The organism is Ruminiclostridium hungatei (assembly GCF_002051585.1).
Lineage (GTDB): Bacteria > Bacillota > Clostridia > Acetivibrionales > DSM-1351 > Ruminiclostridium > Ruminiclostridium hungatei.
Map to the genome: position 1 here is coordinate 13563 of NZ_MZGX01000031.1, position 19339 is coordinate 32901.

12 protein-coding genes are annotated in these 19339 nt (G+C 43.9%); 9 read left to right on the plus strand and 3 right to left on the minus strand.

Annotated features, from left to right (window positions below; all coding sequences use genetic code 11):
- The first annotated feature begins 78 nt into the window (after window positions 1–78).
- From CLHUN_RS18950 to CLHUN_RS18985, 8 genes are all read left to right on the plus strand, one after another.
- Window positions 79–648: a cohesin domain-containing protein gene (locus tag CLHUN_RS18950; protein WP_080066266.1), complete on the plus strand. Its 570-nt coding sequence runs from the start codon at window positions 79–81 to the stop codon at window positions 646–648.
- A gap of 47 nt (window positions 649–695) precedes the next feature.
- The gene (locus tag CLHUN_RS18955) at window positions 696–2897 is read left to right on the plus strand and encodes a glycoside hydrolase family 9 protein (RefSeq protein WP_080066198.1); all 2202 of its coding nucleotides are present in this window, start codon (window positions 696–698) and stop codon (window positions 2895–2897) included.
- Window positions 2898–2941: 44 nt separating this feature from the next.
- Window positions 2942–5227 carry a glycoside hydrolase family 9 protein gene (locus CLHUN_RS18960; RefSeq protein ID WP_080066199.1) on the plus strand — a complete coding sequence of 762 codons (2286 nt, stop codon included), beginning with the start codon at window positions 2942–2944 and terminating at the stop codon, window positions 5225–5227.
- A gap of 30 nt (window positions 5228–5257) precedes the next feature.
- Window positions 5258–6526, plus strand: a complete 1269-nt coding sequence (locus CLHUN_RS18965; protein ID WP_080066200.1) for a dockerin type I domain-containing protein — start codon at window positions 5258–5260, stop codon at window positions 6524–6526.
- A 24-nt stretch (window positions 6527–6550) separates the two neighbouring features.
- On the plus strand, window positions 6551–8125 hold the full coding sequence (locus tag CLHUN_RS18970) for a glycoside hydrolase family 9 protein (protein WP_080066201.1): 1575 nt from the start codon (window positions 6551–6553) through the stop codon (window positions 8123–8125).
- 199 nt (window positions 8126–8324) lie between these two features.
- Window positions 8325–10820, plus strand: coding sequence for a dockerin type I domain-containing protein (locus CLHUN_RS18975; protein ID WP_080066202.1), 2496 nt, complete (start codon window positions 8325–8327; stop codon window positions 10818–10820).
- Window positions 10821–10904: 84 nt separating this feature from the next.
- Window positions 10905–12935 carry a rhamnogalacturonan lyase family protein gene (locus CLHUN_RS18980; RefSeq protein ID WP_080066203.1) on the plus strand — a complete coding sequence of 677 codons (2031 nt, stop codon included), beginning with the start codon at window positions 10905–10907 and terminating at the stop codon, window positions 12933–12935.
- Window positions 12936–13035: 100 nt separating this feature from the next.
- Window positions 13036–14586, plus strand: coding sequence for a cellulase family glycosylhydrolase (locus tag CLHUN_RS18985; protein ID WP_479692039.1), 1551 nt, complete (start codon window positions 13036–13038; stop codon window positions 14584–14586).
- A gap of 603 nt (window positions 14587–15189) precedes the next feature.
- Here the strand turns inward: CLHUN_RS18985 and CLHUN_RS18990 are convergent.
- The 3 genes from CLHUN_RS18990 to CLHUN_RS19000 all read right to left on the minus strand — a co-directional run bounded on the left by CLHUN_RS18990 (window position 15190) and on the right by CLHUN_RS19000 (window position 17887).
- Window positions 15190–15441 carry a hypothetical protein gene (locus tag CLHUN_RS18990; RefSeq protein WP_080066205.1) on the minus strand — a complete coding sequence of 84 codons (252 nt, stop codon included), beginning with the start codon at window positions 15439–15441 and terminating at the stop codon, window positions 15190–15192.
- An 8-nt stretch (window positions 15442–15449) separates the two neighbouring features.
- On the minus strand, window positions 15450–16136 hold the full coding sequence (locus CLHUN_RS18995; protein WP_080066206.1) for a hypothetical protein: 687 nt from the start codon (window positions 16134–16136) through the stop codon (window positions 15450–15452).
- Between the two features lie 89 nt (window positions 16137–16225).
- Entirely contained in the window at window positions 16226–17887 is a 1662-nt protein-coding gene (locus tag CLHUN_RS19000; protein WP_080066207.1) for a sialate O-acetylesterase, read from the minus strand.
- Between the two features lie 359 nt (window positions 17888–18246).
- On the opposite strand from CLHUN_RS19000, the gene CLHUN_RS19005 reads away from it, so the two are divergent.
- Complete coding sequence (locus CLHUN_RS19005) at window positions 18247–19314, plus strand: sulfate ABC transporter substrate-binding protein (protein WP_080066208.1); 1068 nt, start codon at window positions 18247–18249, stop codon at window positions 19312–19314.
- Window positions 19315–19339: the final 25 nt, after the last annotated feature.

Sequence of the window (19339 nt, forward strand, 5' to 3'; positions counted from 1 at the left end):
CTCCCGGACAAAACTCCTTGGAAAGTAATGACTATAAAAGGGAAAATTATACTGTCCTTTGCCGGAAATGGAGTAAATATGAAAAAAATATTGTTAGGTATTTTAATTATTTGTATTCTTGTTGTATCAATATGGGGAGTTAATAAATACACCTCAGCATCAAAAACTTCATCCGAAATCACCAATAACCAGGCTGCTTCGTCCAGTACCCCGGTTTCAGGCGGAAACTCGGAGATAACAATTGGTTCCGGCAGCGGAGCACCCGACTCTGTAATAACAATACCCATAAGTGTGAAAACCTTTCCTGAAAAAGGAATTGGAAGCTTTAACTTCAATATAAAATATGACGCAAGTATTCTTGAAGCAGTTGAAGTGAAGCCAGGAGAATTATTTGGAGGAAACAGCTCTGATTTTGACTACAAGATAACGGCGGAATCAGGATTGGTAAGTTTTCTTTTCACCAGCAGCAATAGTGCGGAGGATCTGATAACAAAACCGGGAGTCATAACCAATATAAGTTTTAAGGTTAAAAAGGATGCCAAAACAGGAACAACAAAAATAACAAATGATAACACCGGCGCTTTTGGTGACAGTGCTCTCAATAGAATCAAAGCTGCGTTTACAGAAGGCGAAATCAAAGTAAATTAGACCGGATTCTGTTTTGCCAGCCAAAACAATATGTGGAGGGTATAAAAATGTTTAAATCAAAAAGACTTAAAGTATATGCCCTTATACTGGCCATAATGATAACTGTAACTCAGTATGGTTTTAAGGGTGATGGTTTTAGTGCTGCAGCCTTCAACTATGGAGAAGCTCTGCAGAAATCTGTTCTGTTTTATGAAGCCCAGCGCTCGGGGTCAATATCAACTTCCAGTATTCCTACAAGGCTGGAATGGCGTTGGGATGCTCAGCTTACAGACGGAAAAAAGGAAGGACTTGACCTTACAGGAGGTTGGGTAGATGCAGGTGACAATGTAAAGTTTGGCATAACAAATGCCTATACTGCGGGATTATTGGCGTTTGGAGCCATAGAGTACAAAGATGCCTATATAAAAAGCGGGCAGATGAAGTGGCTTCAAAACCAGCTTAGATGGATAAATGATTATTTCATTAAATCTCATACGGCTCCCAATGTTTTCTGGGCGCAGGTTGGAATGACGGCAAACGACCATAACAACTGGATTCCAATTGAAGTTACTCATTTAATGAATGACAGGACTGCTATCAAGCTTGACGCTCAAAATCCGGGAACTGAGGTGGCAATGGGTACGGCAGCGGCTATGGCTGCTTCATCAATTGTCTTTAGAGATTCAGACCCGGCATATGCAGAGAAGCTTTTGAATCACGCAAAAGAACTTTACAATTTTGGTGACACTTACAGAGGAGTATTTTCTGATGTAATAAAAAAGACAGATCCGCAAGGTGCGGCCGCATATACCTCACACAGCGGCTACAATGATGAACTGGTCTGGGGATCAATCTGGCTGTACAAGGCTATGGAAGCCAATAAACCAGGCAGCGGATCGGAATATTTGACCAAGGCAAAAGAATATTATAACGGAATCGGAAAAGAGCAAAATCAATCGGTACATAAATATAAATGGACTCATTGCTGGGATGATCAGTCCTTTGGCTGTTATATCCTGATGTCTCAAATAGAACCCCAAAACAATGAATACCGGCAGGATGCCGAACGCTGGCTGAACTGGTGGACCGTAGGAGGCTCAGAAAACAATGCCGACGGTACCAAAGTGACTTATACCCCGGGAGGCCATGCAAGGCTTGACAATTGGGGGTCCATGAGATATGCAGCCAATACGGCACTTTTTGCTTTTGTGTACTCGGATAAGCTTGATGCAGGCGATAAAAAATCACGTTATCATGATTTCGCAGTCAGGCAGATAAACTATATTTTAGGTGATAACCCCCGCAAATCAAGTTATATGGTAGGGTTTGGAAGCAACCCTCCTCAACACCCTCACCACCGTACAGCCCATAGCTCCTGGGGACAAAAGATGGATACACCTTCGGAACACCGCCATATTTTATATGGTGCACTGGTGGGAAGCCCTGATTCGAGTGACGGCTTCAATGACGCAATCAGCGATTATGTGAGCAATGAGGTAGCTATTGATTATAATGCCGCCCTGACAGGAACTCTGGCCAGAATGTATTCGGAATTCGGAGGAACCCCCATTCCGGACAGCAGTTTTCCGCTGACGGACAAGCCTCATGAACCAAAGGATGAATGGCCTGTATTTGCAAATACATACTTTAACGGCACCAGCGGTACCCAGTTTACTTTAACTGTGGAAAACCGATCTTCATGGCCGGTGCGTCCCAGTGACCAACTGAAAATACGTTACTTCTTCACTCTTGATGCAAGCAATATCAGTGATATAAGCATAAAGGCTCCCGATTGGGTGAAAGTTTCCGGGCCATCAGTATGGAATCAGCAGAATAAGATATATTATTACACACTTGATTTGTCAGGAAAAAATATATATCCCGGTTATGGATGGGACTTGGGCGGACCGGAATTGAATTTTACCATCAGCTCGGCTTCAGGCCAATGGAATGCGGAAAATGACTGGTCCTTCAGCAATTGGGATTCCAAGTACGTAAGCGGAACAAGAAAATATGCTCCCAATATTCCCGTATACGAAGGGTCCGGTTTTAAAAAATTAGCCGGTAATGAGCCTTCAGGAGGCAGCAATGAATTTGTAGCAGGGGATGTAAACAGCGATGGTAATATAGATGCAATTGATTATGCTCTTTTAAAAAAATATCTGCTGGATGATACGACGGTTATAAATAAGCAGTCAGCAGATATGAATGTGGACGGTAATATTGATGCCATAGACTTTGCATTACTGAAGAAAGCTCTTCTTCAATAGGTAATGACACCTGTTAATTATAAGTTTAAAAAGGAGTGATAAGTTTGAAAATCAAAAAATACCTGCATAAGACATTAACAGTGGCTACAACACTTGCGGTTACAGCTACTCTGTTTACCGGAGCAAATGTCTCTGCAGCAACCGCTAAAACTTTTAATTACGCCGAAGCCCTTCAAAAATCCTTGTATTTTTATGATGCTGAAAAGTGCGGGCCGGGAATAACCGGAGGGAAGCTTGAGTGGAGAGGCGATTGTCATGTTGAGGACAGCAAGATACCACTGATTCCTAAAAATAAGGATTCTGTGGGAACCAACCTGTCACAGGCTTTTATAGACAAGAATAAAGCTGCCCTTGACCCTGATGGAGACGGAGCCTTGGATTTGCATGGAGGTTTTCATGATGCAGGGGATCATGTAAAGTTCGGTCTGCCTCAATCCTATGCTATATCTACCCTTGGCTGGGGTTTTTATGAATTCAGGGATTCTTTCAAACAGATAAACGAAGAGAACCATATGATTGATATCCTCAAGTGGGGAAATGATTATTTGCTGCGTTCAACCTTCATGGACAAGAATGGTGAAGTAGTAGCCTTCTGTTATCAGGTTGGAGAAGGGAACATAGACCACAACTGGTGGCAGCCCCCTGAGTTGAACAAAAAGGAACTGGTTCAGCGCCCGGCTTATCTGGCAACTTCAGAAAATCCTGCAAGCGACCAGTGTGCTGATGCGGCTGCGGCTCTTGCAATAAACTACCTGAACTTCAAGGACACCGAACCTGAATATGCCAAGAAGTGTCTGGACACTGCAAAAGCTTTGTACAAATTTGCAGTTAAGTACAGGGGCTGCGGTTATTCCGGAGGCTTCTACAACTCTTCCTTCGATGAGGACGAGATGTCCTGGGGGGCTGTATGGCTGAATATTGCAACCGGAGATCATTCATATATAGATGATATAACAGCAGTAAACCCAGATGGTACCTATAAGGGCTATTTGAAAAAAATAATTAATGCGCCCACCGACAACTGGCAGAACATATGGGTTCATTCCTGGGATACGGTTTGGGGCGGAGTTTTCGCAAAGCTGGCACCTGTTACAAATGATCCCAAGCACTGGTATTATTTCAGGTGGAATCTGGAATACTGGTCCGGAATCAAGCATGAAGATCCTACAGATGGTACTTTTATGGCGGGAACTCCGGCAGGCTTCAAGGTGGTAAATACCTGGGGATCTGCAAGGTATAACGCTGCTGCACAGTTGTGTGCCGTGGTCTATACGAAATATGCGGGAAAGCAGGATGTGTCTGATTGGGCTCAATCTCAGATGAATTACATACTTGGAGATAATCCTTTAAACAGAAGCTATGAAGTGGGATACTCGGACAACTATGCAAAGCATCCGCACCATCGTGCCGCACACGGGTCAAAAACCCTCAGCATGCTGGACCCTGTGGAACACAGGCATACCTTATGGGGAGCCCTGGTAGGCGGCCCGGATTCCAAGGATAATCATGTTGATGAAACCACGGATTTTGTTTATAACGAGGTAGCCATAGATTATAATGCAGGCTTTGTTGGTGCTTTGGCCGGCTTGTACAAATATTACGGGCAGGGTCAAAAGCCTCTGGAAAATTTCCCTCCGAAGGAGCCCAGCAGTCTGGACTTCTACACCGAAGCAAAGCTTGAACAGGAGAATGCGGAAAGAACCCAGGTGACACTGAACATACATAATGAAACCAGCAAGCCGCCTCAATTTGTTGATGGCTTAAAGCTTCGCTACTTCTTTAACATTTCTGAAATGCTGAGTGCAGGTCAGACAATAAAGGATGTTGATGTACAGGTAATGTATGACGAAGCAAAGGTTATTGATGAAAAGGCAGCCGCCATAAAAGGGCCGTTTGCCTGGAATGAAGCCAATGGAGACTATTATATTGAGATAGACTGGAGCGGTAATGCTTTCTATGGCGACAGGGAGTTCCAGTTTGCACTGGTGGCGGCTCAGGACTCCAATTGGAAGACTCACTGGGATGTTACCAATGACTGGAGCAGAAAAAATATTACCAAGACCTATGCTATTAATGAGAATATTTCAGTCTTTAAAAATGGTGTAAAGGTATTCGGAAATGAGCCGGGAGACGGCACGGCGGGAATAAAACCGGGAGACCTGAATGAGGACGGAAATATAGATGCCATTGACTTTGCATTAATGAAGAAATACCTGCTGGATCAGACTGGAAATATAAAACTTGAAATATGGGATTTAAATAAGGACAAGGAAGTTAATGTCTTGGATCTTATGGAGTTGAAAAAGCTGCTGCTGGCAGCAAATCCATAGTCAAATAACAAACAGTTGGGAGGATTTTTTATGAAAAAATACATCAGCCTGTTTCTGTCAGTAACCCTTACATTGCTTACGTTGGTTTCTCTGCCTGTAACGGCAGCTGAAACCATAAAGCTGGGAGATGTGGATAATGATACTCAAATATCTGCATTGGATATGGCTAAGGTAAAGCAACATTTACTGGGCACAGTTGTTCTTACGGGAAATGCCTTTAAGGCAGCAGACGTAAATGCCAACGGTGAGATAGAAGCTCTCGATTTTGCGGAAATAAAGCAGTATCTGCTGGGCAAGATTACAAAATTTTCAGGTGATAATCAACAAACCGGTATAGGTATAACCTGGATGGACGGTAAAAATTTATATCCTGTTGGAGTTAATTATGCCTGGTATAACTGGTCATATGAGTTTTCCGACAATAATTGGAATTCAAATTTTGCCAGAATAAAGAGTGACCTGGACACCATGTCAACAAAGGGTATTCGTGCACTCAGATGGTGGGTGTTCCCTGATCTGGCCTATGGTCCTCTCTGGTCGGGCGCCAACGAAGGAAGTCTTTGCACCGGCCTTCCGGACAAGTGGGTGGATCACATGAAGGAAACCTGCGACTACGCACTGTCCAAGAATATTAAGATTTACTGGACAATTACAAGCTTTGACTGCGCAAGAGCGGACGATTCCGTAGACCATGATGATATTATAGACAATCCGACGGTACTGCAGAGTTTCCTGGATAATGCCATGAAGCCTATTCTTCTGAAACTGGGGGATCATCCGGGTGTAATGGGCTGGGATATCATCAATGAGCCTGAGTGGATCGTCAATAGAGAAGATAATGGTGAACCAAACGGTAAAGGTGAAAGCTTCCCGCTTTCAGCAATGAGAAACTATATCAAGACCACATGTGCATACATACACCAATATGCAAAGCAGCCTGTGAGCTTCGGAAGTGCAAACATGAAATGGCTTGGCGCACAGTATGATCTGTGGGACGGACTAGGTCTCGATTTCTATGATTTCCACTGGTATGACTGGGCAACACCGTATTTTAACCCGGTAAAGACTCCGGCATCAAGTCTCAATCTGGACAAGCCGGTAATTATTGGAGAAATGATGCCCGATTCAAAGAGTTCATCGTTGGGAATGACTCACAAGCAGGTTTTGGATGCAATATATAAAAACGGTTATGCCGGGTATATGCTCTGGTCCTGGAATGACGGGGCTTATGACTGCAAACCGTACATCGGAAGCGATTTCATCAATTTTGGAGCAGAGCATCCGGACGTGGTGCGATAAATATTAGGTTAAGGAGTGATTGTCTTGAAGAAAAAGTTAAATAAAATAGGAGCTGTCCTGTTAAGCGGAATTATCATGACTGCTTCGCTGCCGCCGGCCAATATGCTTGCAGCGGCCAATCCGGATTATTCAACGGCCTTTAAGGACTCAATACTTTTCTATGATTCCAATAAATGCGGCAAGGACGTTGCAAAGAACAACTTTTTCGATTGGAGAGGTGCCTGCCATACTGATGACGGCAGCGATGTGGGACTGGATTTATCCGGCGGCTACCATGATGCCGGTGACCATGTAAAGTTCGGATTGCCGCAGGGTTATGCAGCAGCAGTTCTGGGCTGGTCCTTATACGAATTCAAGGACGCTTTTGATTCAACCGGAAACACTGGGAAAATGCTGGAACAGTTGAAGTATTTTACGGATTATTTCCTGAAAAGTCATCCAAGTTCAAATGTATTCTATTACCAGATAGGTGAAGGAAATGAAGACCACACCTACTGGGGCGCTCCGGAAAAACAAACAGGCAGGAGGCAGACTTTATACAAGGCTGATTCAAGCAGTCCTGCCTCGGACATACTGGGTGAAACCTCTGCTGCACTTGCACTGATGTACCTGAATTACAAAAACATTGATTCAACATATGCAAATAAATGCCTGACTGCTGCTAAAGAGCTGTATGCCATGGGTAAGGCAAAAAAAGGTGTTGGCAACGGGCAATCCTTCTATCAGGCTACCAGCTATGGGGATGACCTGGCCTGGGGCGCTACCTGGCTGTATACCGCAACCGGCGACAGCAGCTATATTGCTGATGCCGAGGAGTTTATAGTCTTGGGCAATACCATGAATGAAAACAAGCTTCAGGACAAATGGACCATGTGCTGGGATGACATGTACGTGCCCGCTGCCTTAAGGCTGTCCCAGATAACCGGCAAACAGATTTACAAGGATGCCGTCCAGTTTAATTTCAACTACTGGAAGAACGACCTTGCCAAAACGCCGGGAGGTTTAAAATACCTGGCTAACTGGGGTGTATTGCGCTATGCGGCGGCAGAATCCATGGTAATGCTGATTGCCTGCAAGAGTAACCCTGACCAGTCCATTCTGAATCTTGCTAAAAGCCAGATTGATTACATACTGGGCAACAATCCTGCAAACATGTCCTATATCATAGGTTTCGGCAACAAATGGTGCACGCATCCCCATCACAGGGCTGCAAACGGGTATACCTATGCAAACGGTGACAATATGAAGCCGGCCCAGCATCTGCTCACAGGTGCACTGGTTGGAGGTCCCGACCAGAATGACAGGTTTATGGATGACGGCTCCCAGTATCAATATACTGAAGTTGCCATAGATTATAATGCAGGCCTTGTAGGCGCACTGGCAGGTTCTGTCAAGTTTTTCGGCGGAATAGTAATTCCTTCGAAGAAGGGCGATATAATTGATGATAAGAGTATAGATGCTCTTGATTTGGCCGGCTTGAAGAAATATTTGCTGACTAATGACAGCACTGGCCTAACCCTTGAAAATGCCGACATGAATGATGACGGTAATATTGACGCCATTGATTTTGCTTTGCTGAAAAAGGCCATTATGAATTAAAGCCGTAAATAACAGTAAAGCAAATTATAGTTGAATCCTGTGGCGAAAAGGCCTTTAGCTCAACACTTTAAAGAGAGCTTCAATGCTTGCATCAGCCGGAGCAGTACTTTGTTTTTGTAAACCTACATAAAGTGCTGTTCCGGCATTTTAGAATGATTAGCTGCAATTTTATTTTAAGATTTACAAACAGGAGGTCAATATGAAGGGTAAAAAGCTTTCAATAGCGTATGTTTTCCTTATATTTGCTCTGATTTTCACGCTGCAGCCTGCTTACACTTTCGCAGCAGTAACGCAGCAGACGTATAACTGGCGCAATGTAACTATCGGCGGCGGCGGTGGTTTTATTCCCGGAATAGTCTATAATACCACAGAAAAAGGACTTGTATATGCCAGAACGGACATGGGAGGTGCATACCGCCTGGATACAGCTACAAATACCTGGATTCCGCTTACGGATTCCTTTGATTTCAGTGAATACAGCTATTATGGGATTGAGAGTATAGCTACCGATCCCATCGATACGAACAAGGTATATGCGGCAGCAGGCATGTATACTAACGACTGGCTTCCAAACAAGGGAACAATACTGCGTTCAAAGGATAAAGGAAATACCTGGGAAAAGACAGAGCTTCCCTTCAAATTCGGAGGAAATAATCCCGGCAGATCCATGGGTGAGCGCCTTGCAATAGATCCCAACAACAATGCCGTTCTTTACCTGGGCACAAGATGCGGTAACGGACTATGGAGAAGTACCGACTATGGTGCTACCTGGTCAAAGGTAGACAGCTTTCCTAATCCGGGGACATATATATACGATCCCAACTATGACTATTCAAAGGACATAATTGGTGTGGTATGGGTGGCCTTTGACAAAAGCAGCAGTACAAAAGGCACTACCACTAAAAATATTTATGTGGGAGTAGCTGATAAGAAAGAGAGCATCTATCAAAGCACTGACGGAGGAAAAACGTGGCAGGCAGTGAAGGGTCAGCCTGCAGGTTATCTGCCCCATCATGGCGTATTGAGCTCCAACGGATTCTTATATATTACATACAGTGATTCCTGCGGTCCATATGACGGAGCAAAGGGAGATGTATGGAAATTTGACACTAAGAACGGAACCTGGACAAGAATAAGCCCTATTCCTTCTACAAAGAGTGACGGCTCCGACAATGGGGACAACTATTTTGGCTATGGAGGTCTGACTATTGATGCTCAAAATCCCAATACGATAATGGTTACAAGTCTGGTATCCTGGTGGCCTGACGATATGATATGGAGAAGCCTTGACGGGGGGACAACCTGGAGCAGGATTTGGGATTGGGGAAATTACCCTGAGCGCATACTGAAGTATACCCATGACATTTCAGGAGCACCATGGCTGGATTGGGGTGCCGCCTCAAGTACACCCTTGCCCGAGGTAAAGCCAAAGCTTGGGTGGATGATAGGCGATATAGAAATAGATCCCTTTAATTCGGATAAGATGATGTATGGAACAGGTGCCACCATTTATGGGACCGACAACCTGACCGCCTGGGATAAGAATGAGAAAATCAAGCTGACGGTCAAAGCCGCAGGCATTGAGGAAACAGCAGTTCAGGGACTGATAAGTCCGCCGTCGGGAGCATCTCTCATAAGCTCTCTTGGTGATATTTGCGGCTTCAGGCATGAGAGCCTGGATACAGTTTGTTCAAAAATGATGATTCCTGTATATGGAACGACTACAAGTCTGGATTATGCAGAGCTGTCTCCCGGTTTCATGACAATTGCAGCCAAGAGTGAGACAAATGATGTCAGGCGTATTTCCTTCTCTTATGATGGAGGCAAAAACTGGTTCCAGGCAAGCAATGAACCTTCAAATTCCGTGGGAGGAGGAGTTGTGGCAGCCTCAGCCGATGCCACCTCGGTTGTCTGGGCACCTGAAAATTCAGTACCCAGTGTAACCACCAATAACGGAAGCTCATGGACAGCTTGTACAGGACTGCCAAGCAATACCTTTGTGGTTTCAGACCGGGTTAACGGAAAGAAGTATTACGGCTTCAGCAATGGCAGCTTCTATAGAAGCACCGATGGAGGAGTCAAATTCACTGTGACTTCCGCTGCCGGACTTCCTGCAAATGCAAAAATAAAGGCGGTTCCGGGCGTAGAAGGTGATATATGGCTGGCTGCCCGTGAAGATGGCTTATGGCATTCCACCGACGGCGGAACGGCATTTACCCGACTTAATGGTGTTGAAACCGCATATGTTGTCGGCTTTGGCAAAGCTGCCCCGGGAAAGAGTTACCCCGCAATCTATATTACCGGCAAAGTTGAAGGGGTTACAGGCTTTTTCCGTTCCGATGACGGAGGTGCATCCTTTATCAAAATAAATGACAGCAAGCATAACTATGGTGCTGTTGACTCTGCCATTACAGGTGATCCCAGAGTGTACGGACGTGTGTACATAGGCACTAACGGGCGTGGTATTGTTTACGGAGATATAGCAGGTTCCACTGAAATACTGCAAGGTGATCTTAACGGTGATAAAGCTGTGGATGCGCTGGATTTGGCCCTGATGAAAAGCTATCTGCTGGGAAAAATAGTGGATTTCCCCGTTGTGGACGGCCTGAAAGCGGCAGATATGAATAAGGACAACAGTATAGACTCACTTGACTATGCCGCCTTAAAGATATATTTGCTGCAAGTACCCAACTGATAAGAATTCCTTGGCTGATAAAGGCCTTGCCGGTGTGAAAAGGCCAAGCAGGCTAAAATAATATATCAATATGGAGGCTGTTTTATGTTTAAAAGATTCCTGATATGTTTTTTGCTCGCCTCACAGGTATTATGTTTCTGTATGCCGCAGAATGCGGCTAAGGCTGCAGGACAGAGGCAGATGGAATACCTTGACCGCGGCATGGTCGCTGTAAAAACAAGTAATGGTGTTTTTATCAGTTGGAGAATGCTGGGAACCGACCCGGCGGATATTGCCTTTAACCTTTACAGAGACGGAAGTAAAGTCAATACGTCTTTAATTAATAAGGCAACAAGCTTCCTTGATACCGCAGGTACATTAAATTCAAAGTATTATGTATGCGTGGTTAAAAACGGTATTGAACTGGACAGATCGGAGAGTACCGGTGTTCTGGCACAAAACTATCTTTCTCTGGCTCTGAACGTGCCGGCATCTGGAACCACCAAATCGGGCGAAAGCTATTCCTATAGTGCCAATGACTGTTCTGTGGGTGACCTTGACGGGGACGGGCAGTATGAAATAATCGTAAAATGGGATCCGTCCAATTCAAAGGACAACTCTCAAAGCGGGTATACGGGAAACGTGTATCTGGATGCTTACAAACTAAACGGCAGGTTGCTGTGGAGAATTGACCTGGGCAGGAATATAAGGGCAGGAGCTCATTATACGCAGTTTATGGTATACGACCTGGATGGTGACGGAAAGGCGGAGCTTGCCTGCAAAACCGCCGACGGCACAAAGGATGGCAAGGGTACTGTGATTGGCAATGCCAGCGCGGACTATACCAATTCCAGCGGATACATATTGTCAGGACCGGAGTACCTTACTATATTCAACGGGGAGACGGGAGCAGCCCTGACCACTGTCAGCTACGAGCCGGCAAGGGGAAGTGTCGCTTCATGGGGTGATAACTACGGAAACCGTGTAGACCGTTTTCTTGCCTGTATTGCCTACCTGGACGGGGTAAGGCCGAGTCTGGTGATGTGCCGGGGCTACTATACAAGGTCTGTGCTTGTTGCATACAACTGGAGGGAGGGAAAACTGTCAAAACAATGGACCTTCGACAGCAGTACGTCAGGCTACTCCGATTATGCGGGACAAGGCAACCACAATCTCAGTGTGGGTGATGTGGACAGTGACGGCAGGGATGAAATCATCTATGGGGCCTGTGCCATTGATGACAACGGAAAAGGTTTGTACACAACCAAACTGAACCATGGTGATGCCCTTCACCTGTCGGATATGAACCCGGACAGACCCGGGCTTGAGGTGTGGCAATGTCATGAAACGGCATCAAGTGCTTCCGCGGGAGAATTCCGGGACGCAAAAACCGGACAGCTTATCTGGGGGCTCCCAGGAACCGATGATACCGGAAGAGCACTGGCTTTGGACATCGATCCCCGCTATAAGGGCTTTGAATTATGGACCTCCAGCAGTGACGGCGTTTACAGTATAAACAAGACCCGGATTTCTACTGCCAAACCTACAATTAATTTTGGCATCTGGTGGGACGGAGATTTGAGCCGGGAGCTGCTTGACGGGAATAAAATTGATAAGTGGGATTACTCAAGCAGTACCTTGAAAAGACTGCTCACTGCAACGGAATGCTCCTCCAATAACTCCACCAAGGCAAATCCCTGCCTAAGTGCTGATATTCTTGGTGATTGGAGAGAGGAAGTCATATGGAGGACAACAGACAATAAGTACCTACATATCTATACTTCTACAGAAGCCACCGTCAACAAGCTTTATACACTTATGCATGACCCTCAGTACAGGCTGAGTATAGCTTGGCAAAATGTTGCCTATAACCAGCCTCCACATACCGGCTTCTATCTTGGAAACGATATGGCCCAAGCACCGGTGCCGGCTATATATACTCCGCAGCCGGCCAGTGCAGTCGTGACCGGTGATGTAAACGGTGACGGCCAGGTGGATGCATTGGATTTGGCAGTGCTTAAGCAGTATTTGCTGAATTCAGATGTAAAAATAAATCAAGAGAATGCGGACCTGAATTCTGATAAAGACATCAATGCCCTTGATTTTGCCATGCTTAAAATGAAATTGTTAAACTAAACTAAAACAGGTTATTTATATGAAGGGAGATTGAAATAATATGATTAAATTAAAGAGAGTTATTTCTCTGCTATGTGTGTTTGCAGTACTGACAGCATTTATGTTCGCAGGAACATTTACTGTAAATGCAGCCAATACCAATAATGATGACTGGCTGCATTGCAAGGGCGACAAAATCTATGACATGAATGGAAACGAGGTTTGGCTTACAGGAGCGAACTGGTTTGGTTTCAATTGCAGCGAGAACGTATTCCACGGTGCCTGGTATGATGTTAAAACAATTCTCACCAGTGTTGCCGACAGAGGTATCGGCTTATTGAGAATACCTATTTCAACCGAGCTGCTGTACAGTTGGATGGCTGGAACCCCCAACAAGGTTTCCAGTGTCACAGCCGCCAATAACCCTCCTTATCATGTTTGCAATCCGGATTTCTATGACACTGCCACCGGCAAGACCAAGAACAGCATGGAAATATTCGATATAATCATGGGTTACTGCAAGGAACTTGGCATAAAGGTTATGATAGATGTACACAGTCCTGATGCAAACAACTCAGGTCACATGTACCCCCTTTGGTATGGACTGACCACTCCTACAGCAGGTGTAATTACTACACAGAAATGGATAGATACTCTGGTGTGGCTGGCCAATAAATATAAGAATGACGATACCATCCTGGCTTTTGATTTAAAGAATGAGCCTCACGGAAAACGCGGCTATACTGGTGGTACTGCTCCTTCAGACATGGCAAAATGGGATAATTCCACAGATGAAAACAACTGGAAATATGCCGCTGAAAAATGTTCCAAGGCAATACTGGCAGTAAATCCAAAACTGTTAATGGTAATTGAAGGTGTTGAGCAATATCCTAAAACCGAAAAAGGCTATACCTATGACACACCGGATGTCTGGGGTGCGTCAGGAGACGCTGCTCCCTGGCATGGTGCCTGGTGGGGAGGAAACTTAAGAGGGGTAAAGGATTATCCTGTAAATCTGGGTGCGTTAAACAGCCAGATTGTATACTCGCCACATGATTACGGTCCGTCAGTATATAACCAGACATGGTTTGACAAGGATTTTACAACACAGACACTCCTTGACGATTACTGGTATGACTCCTGGGCATACATTGATGATAAGGGAATTGCGCCGCTTCTTATAGGCGAGTGGGGCGGACACATGGATGCCGGAAAGAATCAAAAATGGATGACCTTATTGAGAGATTACATGGTCAAAAACCGTATAAGTCATACATTCTGGTGTATTAATCCAAATTCCGGAGATACAGGCGGATTGATAGGAAATGACTGGGCAACCTGGGATGAGGCAAAATATGCATTATTAAAGCCTGCATTATGGCAGGCAAACGGAAAATTCATCGGACTGGATCATCAGATACCGCTGGGTTCCAAGGGAATCTCATTGAACCAGTATTATGGCGGGACCATACCTGATCCTGATCCCGATCCGGTTCTTCTGGGAGATGCCAATGAGGACGGAGCTGTAGACATTCTGGATTGCGCGCTTATCAAGCAGTACATACTCAATCCTGAGACAAAGATCAACAAAAAGAATGCAGATATGAATTCTGACGGAGAAATAGACGCACTGGATTTCGCAGCGCTTAAGGCACAGTTGCTTAAAGGATGACAATGACCAGTAAAATGTAAGTCTGCCGGCGGAGCTCTATAAACGCCGGTCACATAAATATCATGCAAGAGGGTGTATGCCGAATTTACGGTATACACCCTCTTCAAGTTTTGTGCAAATAACTAATGATAATAACCACATATGGTACATACACCAGTAGTTGGTGAGCAACTTTCAATTTTGTAGCCATCGCATACAGTGCAATATCTCATATGTACCGAAACACTTGAGGGATAACCGGGAACGGTTTTGTATGCCCATGAATAATGATAAGTATGCAGTCCAGTAATCACATTGAATCCTTTAACATCCTGAGTAGTAGGTGCTGTTGCGAAACGCTGCTCCATTCCGCACATTAATTTATCATAATTACCAGTATCATATATATCACCTAGTCCGAAAGCATGACCAAATTCATGAGCTGCAGTTACTGCGGTAAAGGAATAATAACGATTAAATTTGATTTTCCAAAATGTAAGATGACCAGATGAATTAGCATATTGATTATAAAAGAGTGCAATAATAGAATCTTTAGGTACTTCATAAGTATGTATAGTACCTATCCCGGATGAACTTTCACTTATATTTCCATAACTACTCCATTTACTTGTTACTTGCTCCGTTTCTTATTATGTTTTTGTATGTGTCAGTCATGTTTCTATCATTTGAATCAAACTTATATGTGGTGCTGTTTGATTGAGAATGACAATTTTCGAGTATACTCCATCCGCACAATTCGCCCCATTCAATTATTCCAGACTGATTAGATGGGTGTGCAAAAATTGGGTAATTACTAATTACAAATATTATAAATACAATGACTAACAGTTTGAATTTCGTAATTCTCTTTTTCATTATAACCCTCACTTATTTTTTTGTTTTTCAATTAACTTCTCCATTTTTTCTAAATCATAGGTTTCGTCAAAAACGTCATGTGGACTTGAGAAAAACAATACAGGATTATCAGTAGTAATATTCTTAAGCAGAGTGCTTTTAATTTTACTGTTATCAGCCGTTACTTTCGCTTCCGATAATTCAGGACAATTACCAACCTGTTTTACAACATAGTCGCGCCCGTCGGAGTTTACAATTCTGAATATACCGGTGTGTGCACCTAATATGTAGTAAACATCTCCATAGCCTTCCATTTCCGCCTTTGCAAGATATAGTATTAATCTGTCATTAATTTTGAATAAAGGATTATCCTTGATAGTGTAATTTGAATTACCTGTCTGTATCAGATTTATTTCTTTAAGGTTATTGTTTACGTTGTTTTTGTATGTTTTTTCCAATTTTGCTTTAAATATTGTTCTTTCTAATTCCTCGTCAACCTCACCAAGCCATTCAGTAATCTTAATTTGTGCTATAATATCTGCTTCCTTGTATGATTCATCAAAATTGAAGCCTATAACGCTGGCGGACATTTGGCCCTTAAGGCCTATCTGATGCGGGGTATCCTTAATGGCTTGTTCCTTTTCTATACTACCACACCCACTTAATGTCAGTATCGAAACAGAAAACAAAATTAAGAAACTAAGAATTTTCTTCATTTGCCTTTGCCTCTCAAAAGTATATTTTCATATAAAAGTGCAACAATAGTTTGATGCAGGGGCTTAAGTTAATGACATGGATGTTCCTATTATCCTATCCCCAGCAGGTACTTTTTTAGCTGCGCAAGATCCAAAACATCCACACTTCCGCTGAAATCCATATCGGCAGCAGCTAAGGCATCACCTTCCAAGAGCCTTTGCCCCAGCAGGTGCATCTTCAGAAGTGAAAAATCTATGGCATCCACCTGTTCGTCAGCATTCAAATCACCGGTAATTACCGGTGTGACCACCAGCGGTTGATCCGTCCGGAAGGGAGAAGCCGGAAAGCCTGCTCTGTTATACAGGTTGCCGGTGGGATTGTTGGCCCAGGCATATCTGACGGTTTCAGGCTGCGATACGGCAGAAGACCCTACCAGAATGCTGTCACCGTCAATTACGGCATCCGCCCAGACATATATTCCATTGGAGCCTGCAATGGCAAAGCCCTTCAATAATTCGTCAGAAACTTGTCTGACAGGCTCCAGGCCTGTTTTAATTCCTGCCATCAAACCACCTGCGGTATTTTTAAAATGAAGTCTTATCCTGCCATTTTCTTTTGTAATTCCGCTATATACCGGACCTGAATATGTAATGTTCCTGTTGTAGAATTTCCCCAGAGCACACAAGGCGGCCCGCTTTCCCAAGTCCTGTTTGTTTTTGGGATGTATGTCCTCTTCACCGATATCAATGGTTGTAACAAGTCCGATATTTTTATCGCTTTGGGCAACCATTGCCTGAGCTTCTCTGACTGTTGTCCAGGGAACTGACTCTACAGGGCTTGTCTGCTTTTGCAGATAATTTGGAAGCTGAACTATTATAAAAGGCGCATCAATTAAACCAAGTCCGGTACGCCAGTCACTAACCAGGGTTTTAAGCTGTTTTTCATACAGGTAGTCAAACTGTGTGTTGGACTCTCCCTGATACCAGAGCACTCCTTTGAATTTAACCGGTTTTAAAGGAGCAATCATACCGTTGTAATATACATTTACCGAACCGGGATTATAGCCGGAAACGTTGTTTTCCGCCTTGAACCTTGCAAAGGCTTCATTGCTTATCCAGCTTTCTATCTGGGTACCGCCCACCGCCGAACAAATAATGCCTATTGGGACATCCAGCCCGGCATTGAGCTCCCTGGCAAAGAAGTATGCGGCTCCTGACAGGTTTCCCACCGTATCGGGGCTGCATTGATACCAACTGCTCACATAGCCGAAGGTATCAACGGGAGTCGAACTGCTGCCGTATGGTGTTGTAAAAAAACGTATGTTTGGATTGGTGGAATTCTTTGCCTCAGTGTCACCGTTAAGAACAAAAGGGAGCTGCATGGCCATATTTGATTGTCCGGCACAAAGCCATACCTCTCCGAAAAAAATATCCTTCAGTGTTACGGTTGTCTTGCCCGAAACCTTTAATTCATACGGACCTCCTTTGGAAAAGGGCAGCAGCTTGGCTTGCCACCTTCCGTCAGAGGCTGCCGTGCAGGTTGAAACATTTCCTCCCAGCTCCACTGTAATTTTTTCTCCCGGGGAGGCCCAGCCCCATATGTTGTTTTCAACTTCTCTCTGCAAAACCATATGATCGCTGAAAATAGGATGTAAAAATGGTTTTCCGGAGGAATCGGCCTGCACATCAGATACCGGAAGATATAGACCTGACACCATTGAAAAAAGAAAAACCAGTGTAATCAGCTTGACCTTTAATGAGCTTGCTTTCATCACAAAAATCCTCCTTTAATGTCCTTGAACGTTCAAAGACCTTAATAAAGCCTGTATTTATTTTTATACTACTATATGAAAAGGTACAAATCAACAATTATGTAAAAACATGTATGTTTGTGTGGTTTTTTACCGTTTATTGAAATACCGTCTACTAAAAAAATTTAATAAAAAGTTTTACTTTAATGCACTAAACTATTGACAGACTTTTGGCCAAATGTTAATATTTTTATAACTTATAAACCATATAAGAATTATATGGTATAAAAATTTGATTCCGGAAGCAGACAATTATTTTTTTGTTATAAAACATATAAAAAATATATGATTACTAATGTATTGTAAAGGAGAAATAAATTATGAGGGCACCCAACAAAAAATCAAGCATTGCTATTACAATCCTGAGTATTTTAATCAGTTTTTCATTGCTGGCAGGCTGCGGAAGCAGCGGAGTGCAGACAAACTCCTCCGGCAGTGGGGCAGCAAAGGGCCCGGTAACCCTGCTGAATGTATCCTATGATCCCACCAGGGAGCTGTATCAGGCCTATAATGAAGCCTTTTCAAAGTACTGGAAAGAAAAGACCGGACAGGATGTGACAATCCAGCAATCCCATGGAGGCTCAGGCAGTCAGGCAAGAACGGTTATTGACGGAAATGAAGCCGATGTGGTCACTTTGGCTCTGGCCTATGATATTGATTCCATCAATAAGAACAAAGAGCTTATTAACAAGGAATGGCAAAAGAGACTTCCCAATAATTCCACACCCTACACATCAACAATAGTATTTCTGGTAAGGAAAGGGAATCCGAAGAATATCAAGGACTGGGATGATTTGGTGAAAGCCGGAATCCAGGTAATAACTCCAAACCCGAAAACCTCCGGGGGAGCGCGCTGGAATTATCTTGCAGCCTGGGGCTATGCTCTGAGGAATAATAATAATGACCAGCAAAAAGCCAAGGAATTTGTGAAGGCCTTGTTTGAGAATGTACCGGTATTGGACTCGGGAGCACGGGGAGCCACAACCACCTTCGTTGAGCGTGGGTTGGGCGATGTGCTTGTAGCATGGGAAAATGAAGCATTTCTTTCAATCAATGAACTTGGAAAAGACAAATTTGAAATAGTGGTACCGTCGGTAAGCATACTGGCAGAACCTCCCGTATCAGTTGTGGACTCAGTTGTAGACAAAAAAGGCACCAGAGAGGTTGCAGAGGCATATCTGGAATACCTTTACAGTGATGAGGGCCAGGAAATAGCTGCTAAAAATTATTACAGGCCAAGAAATGAGAATATAGCAAAAAAATATTCCCAGCAGTTTCCACAGATAACCCTTTTTACCATTGATGAAGAATTCGGCGGCTGGACAAAAGCGCAGCAGGAACATTTTGCAGACGGTGGTGTATTTGACCAGATATATGTAAAAAAGTAATATACATAAATCAATTCCTTAAGGG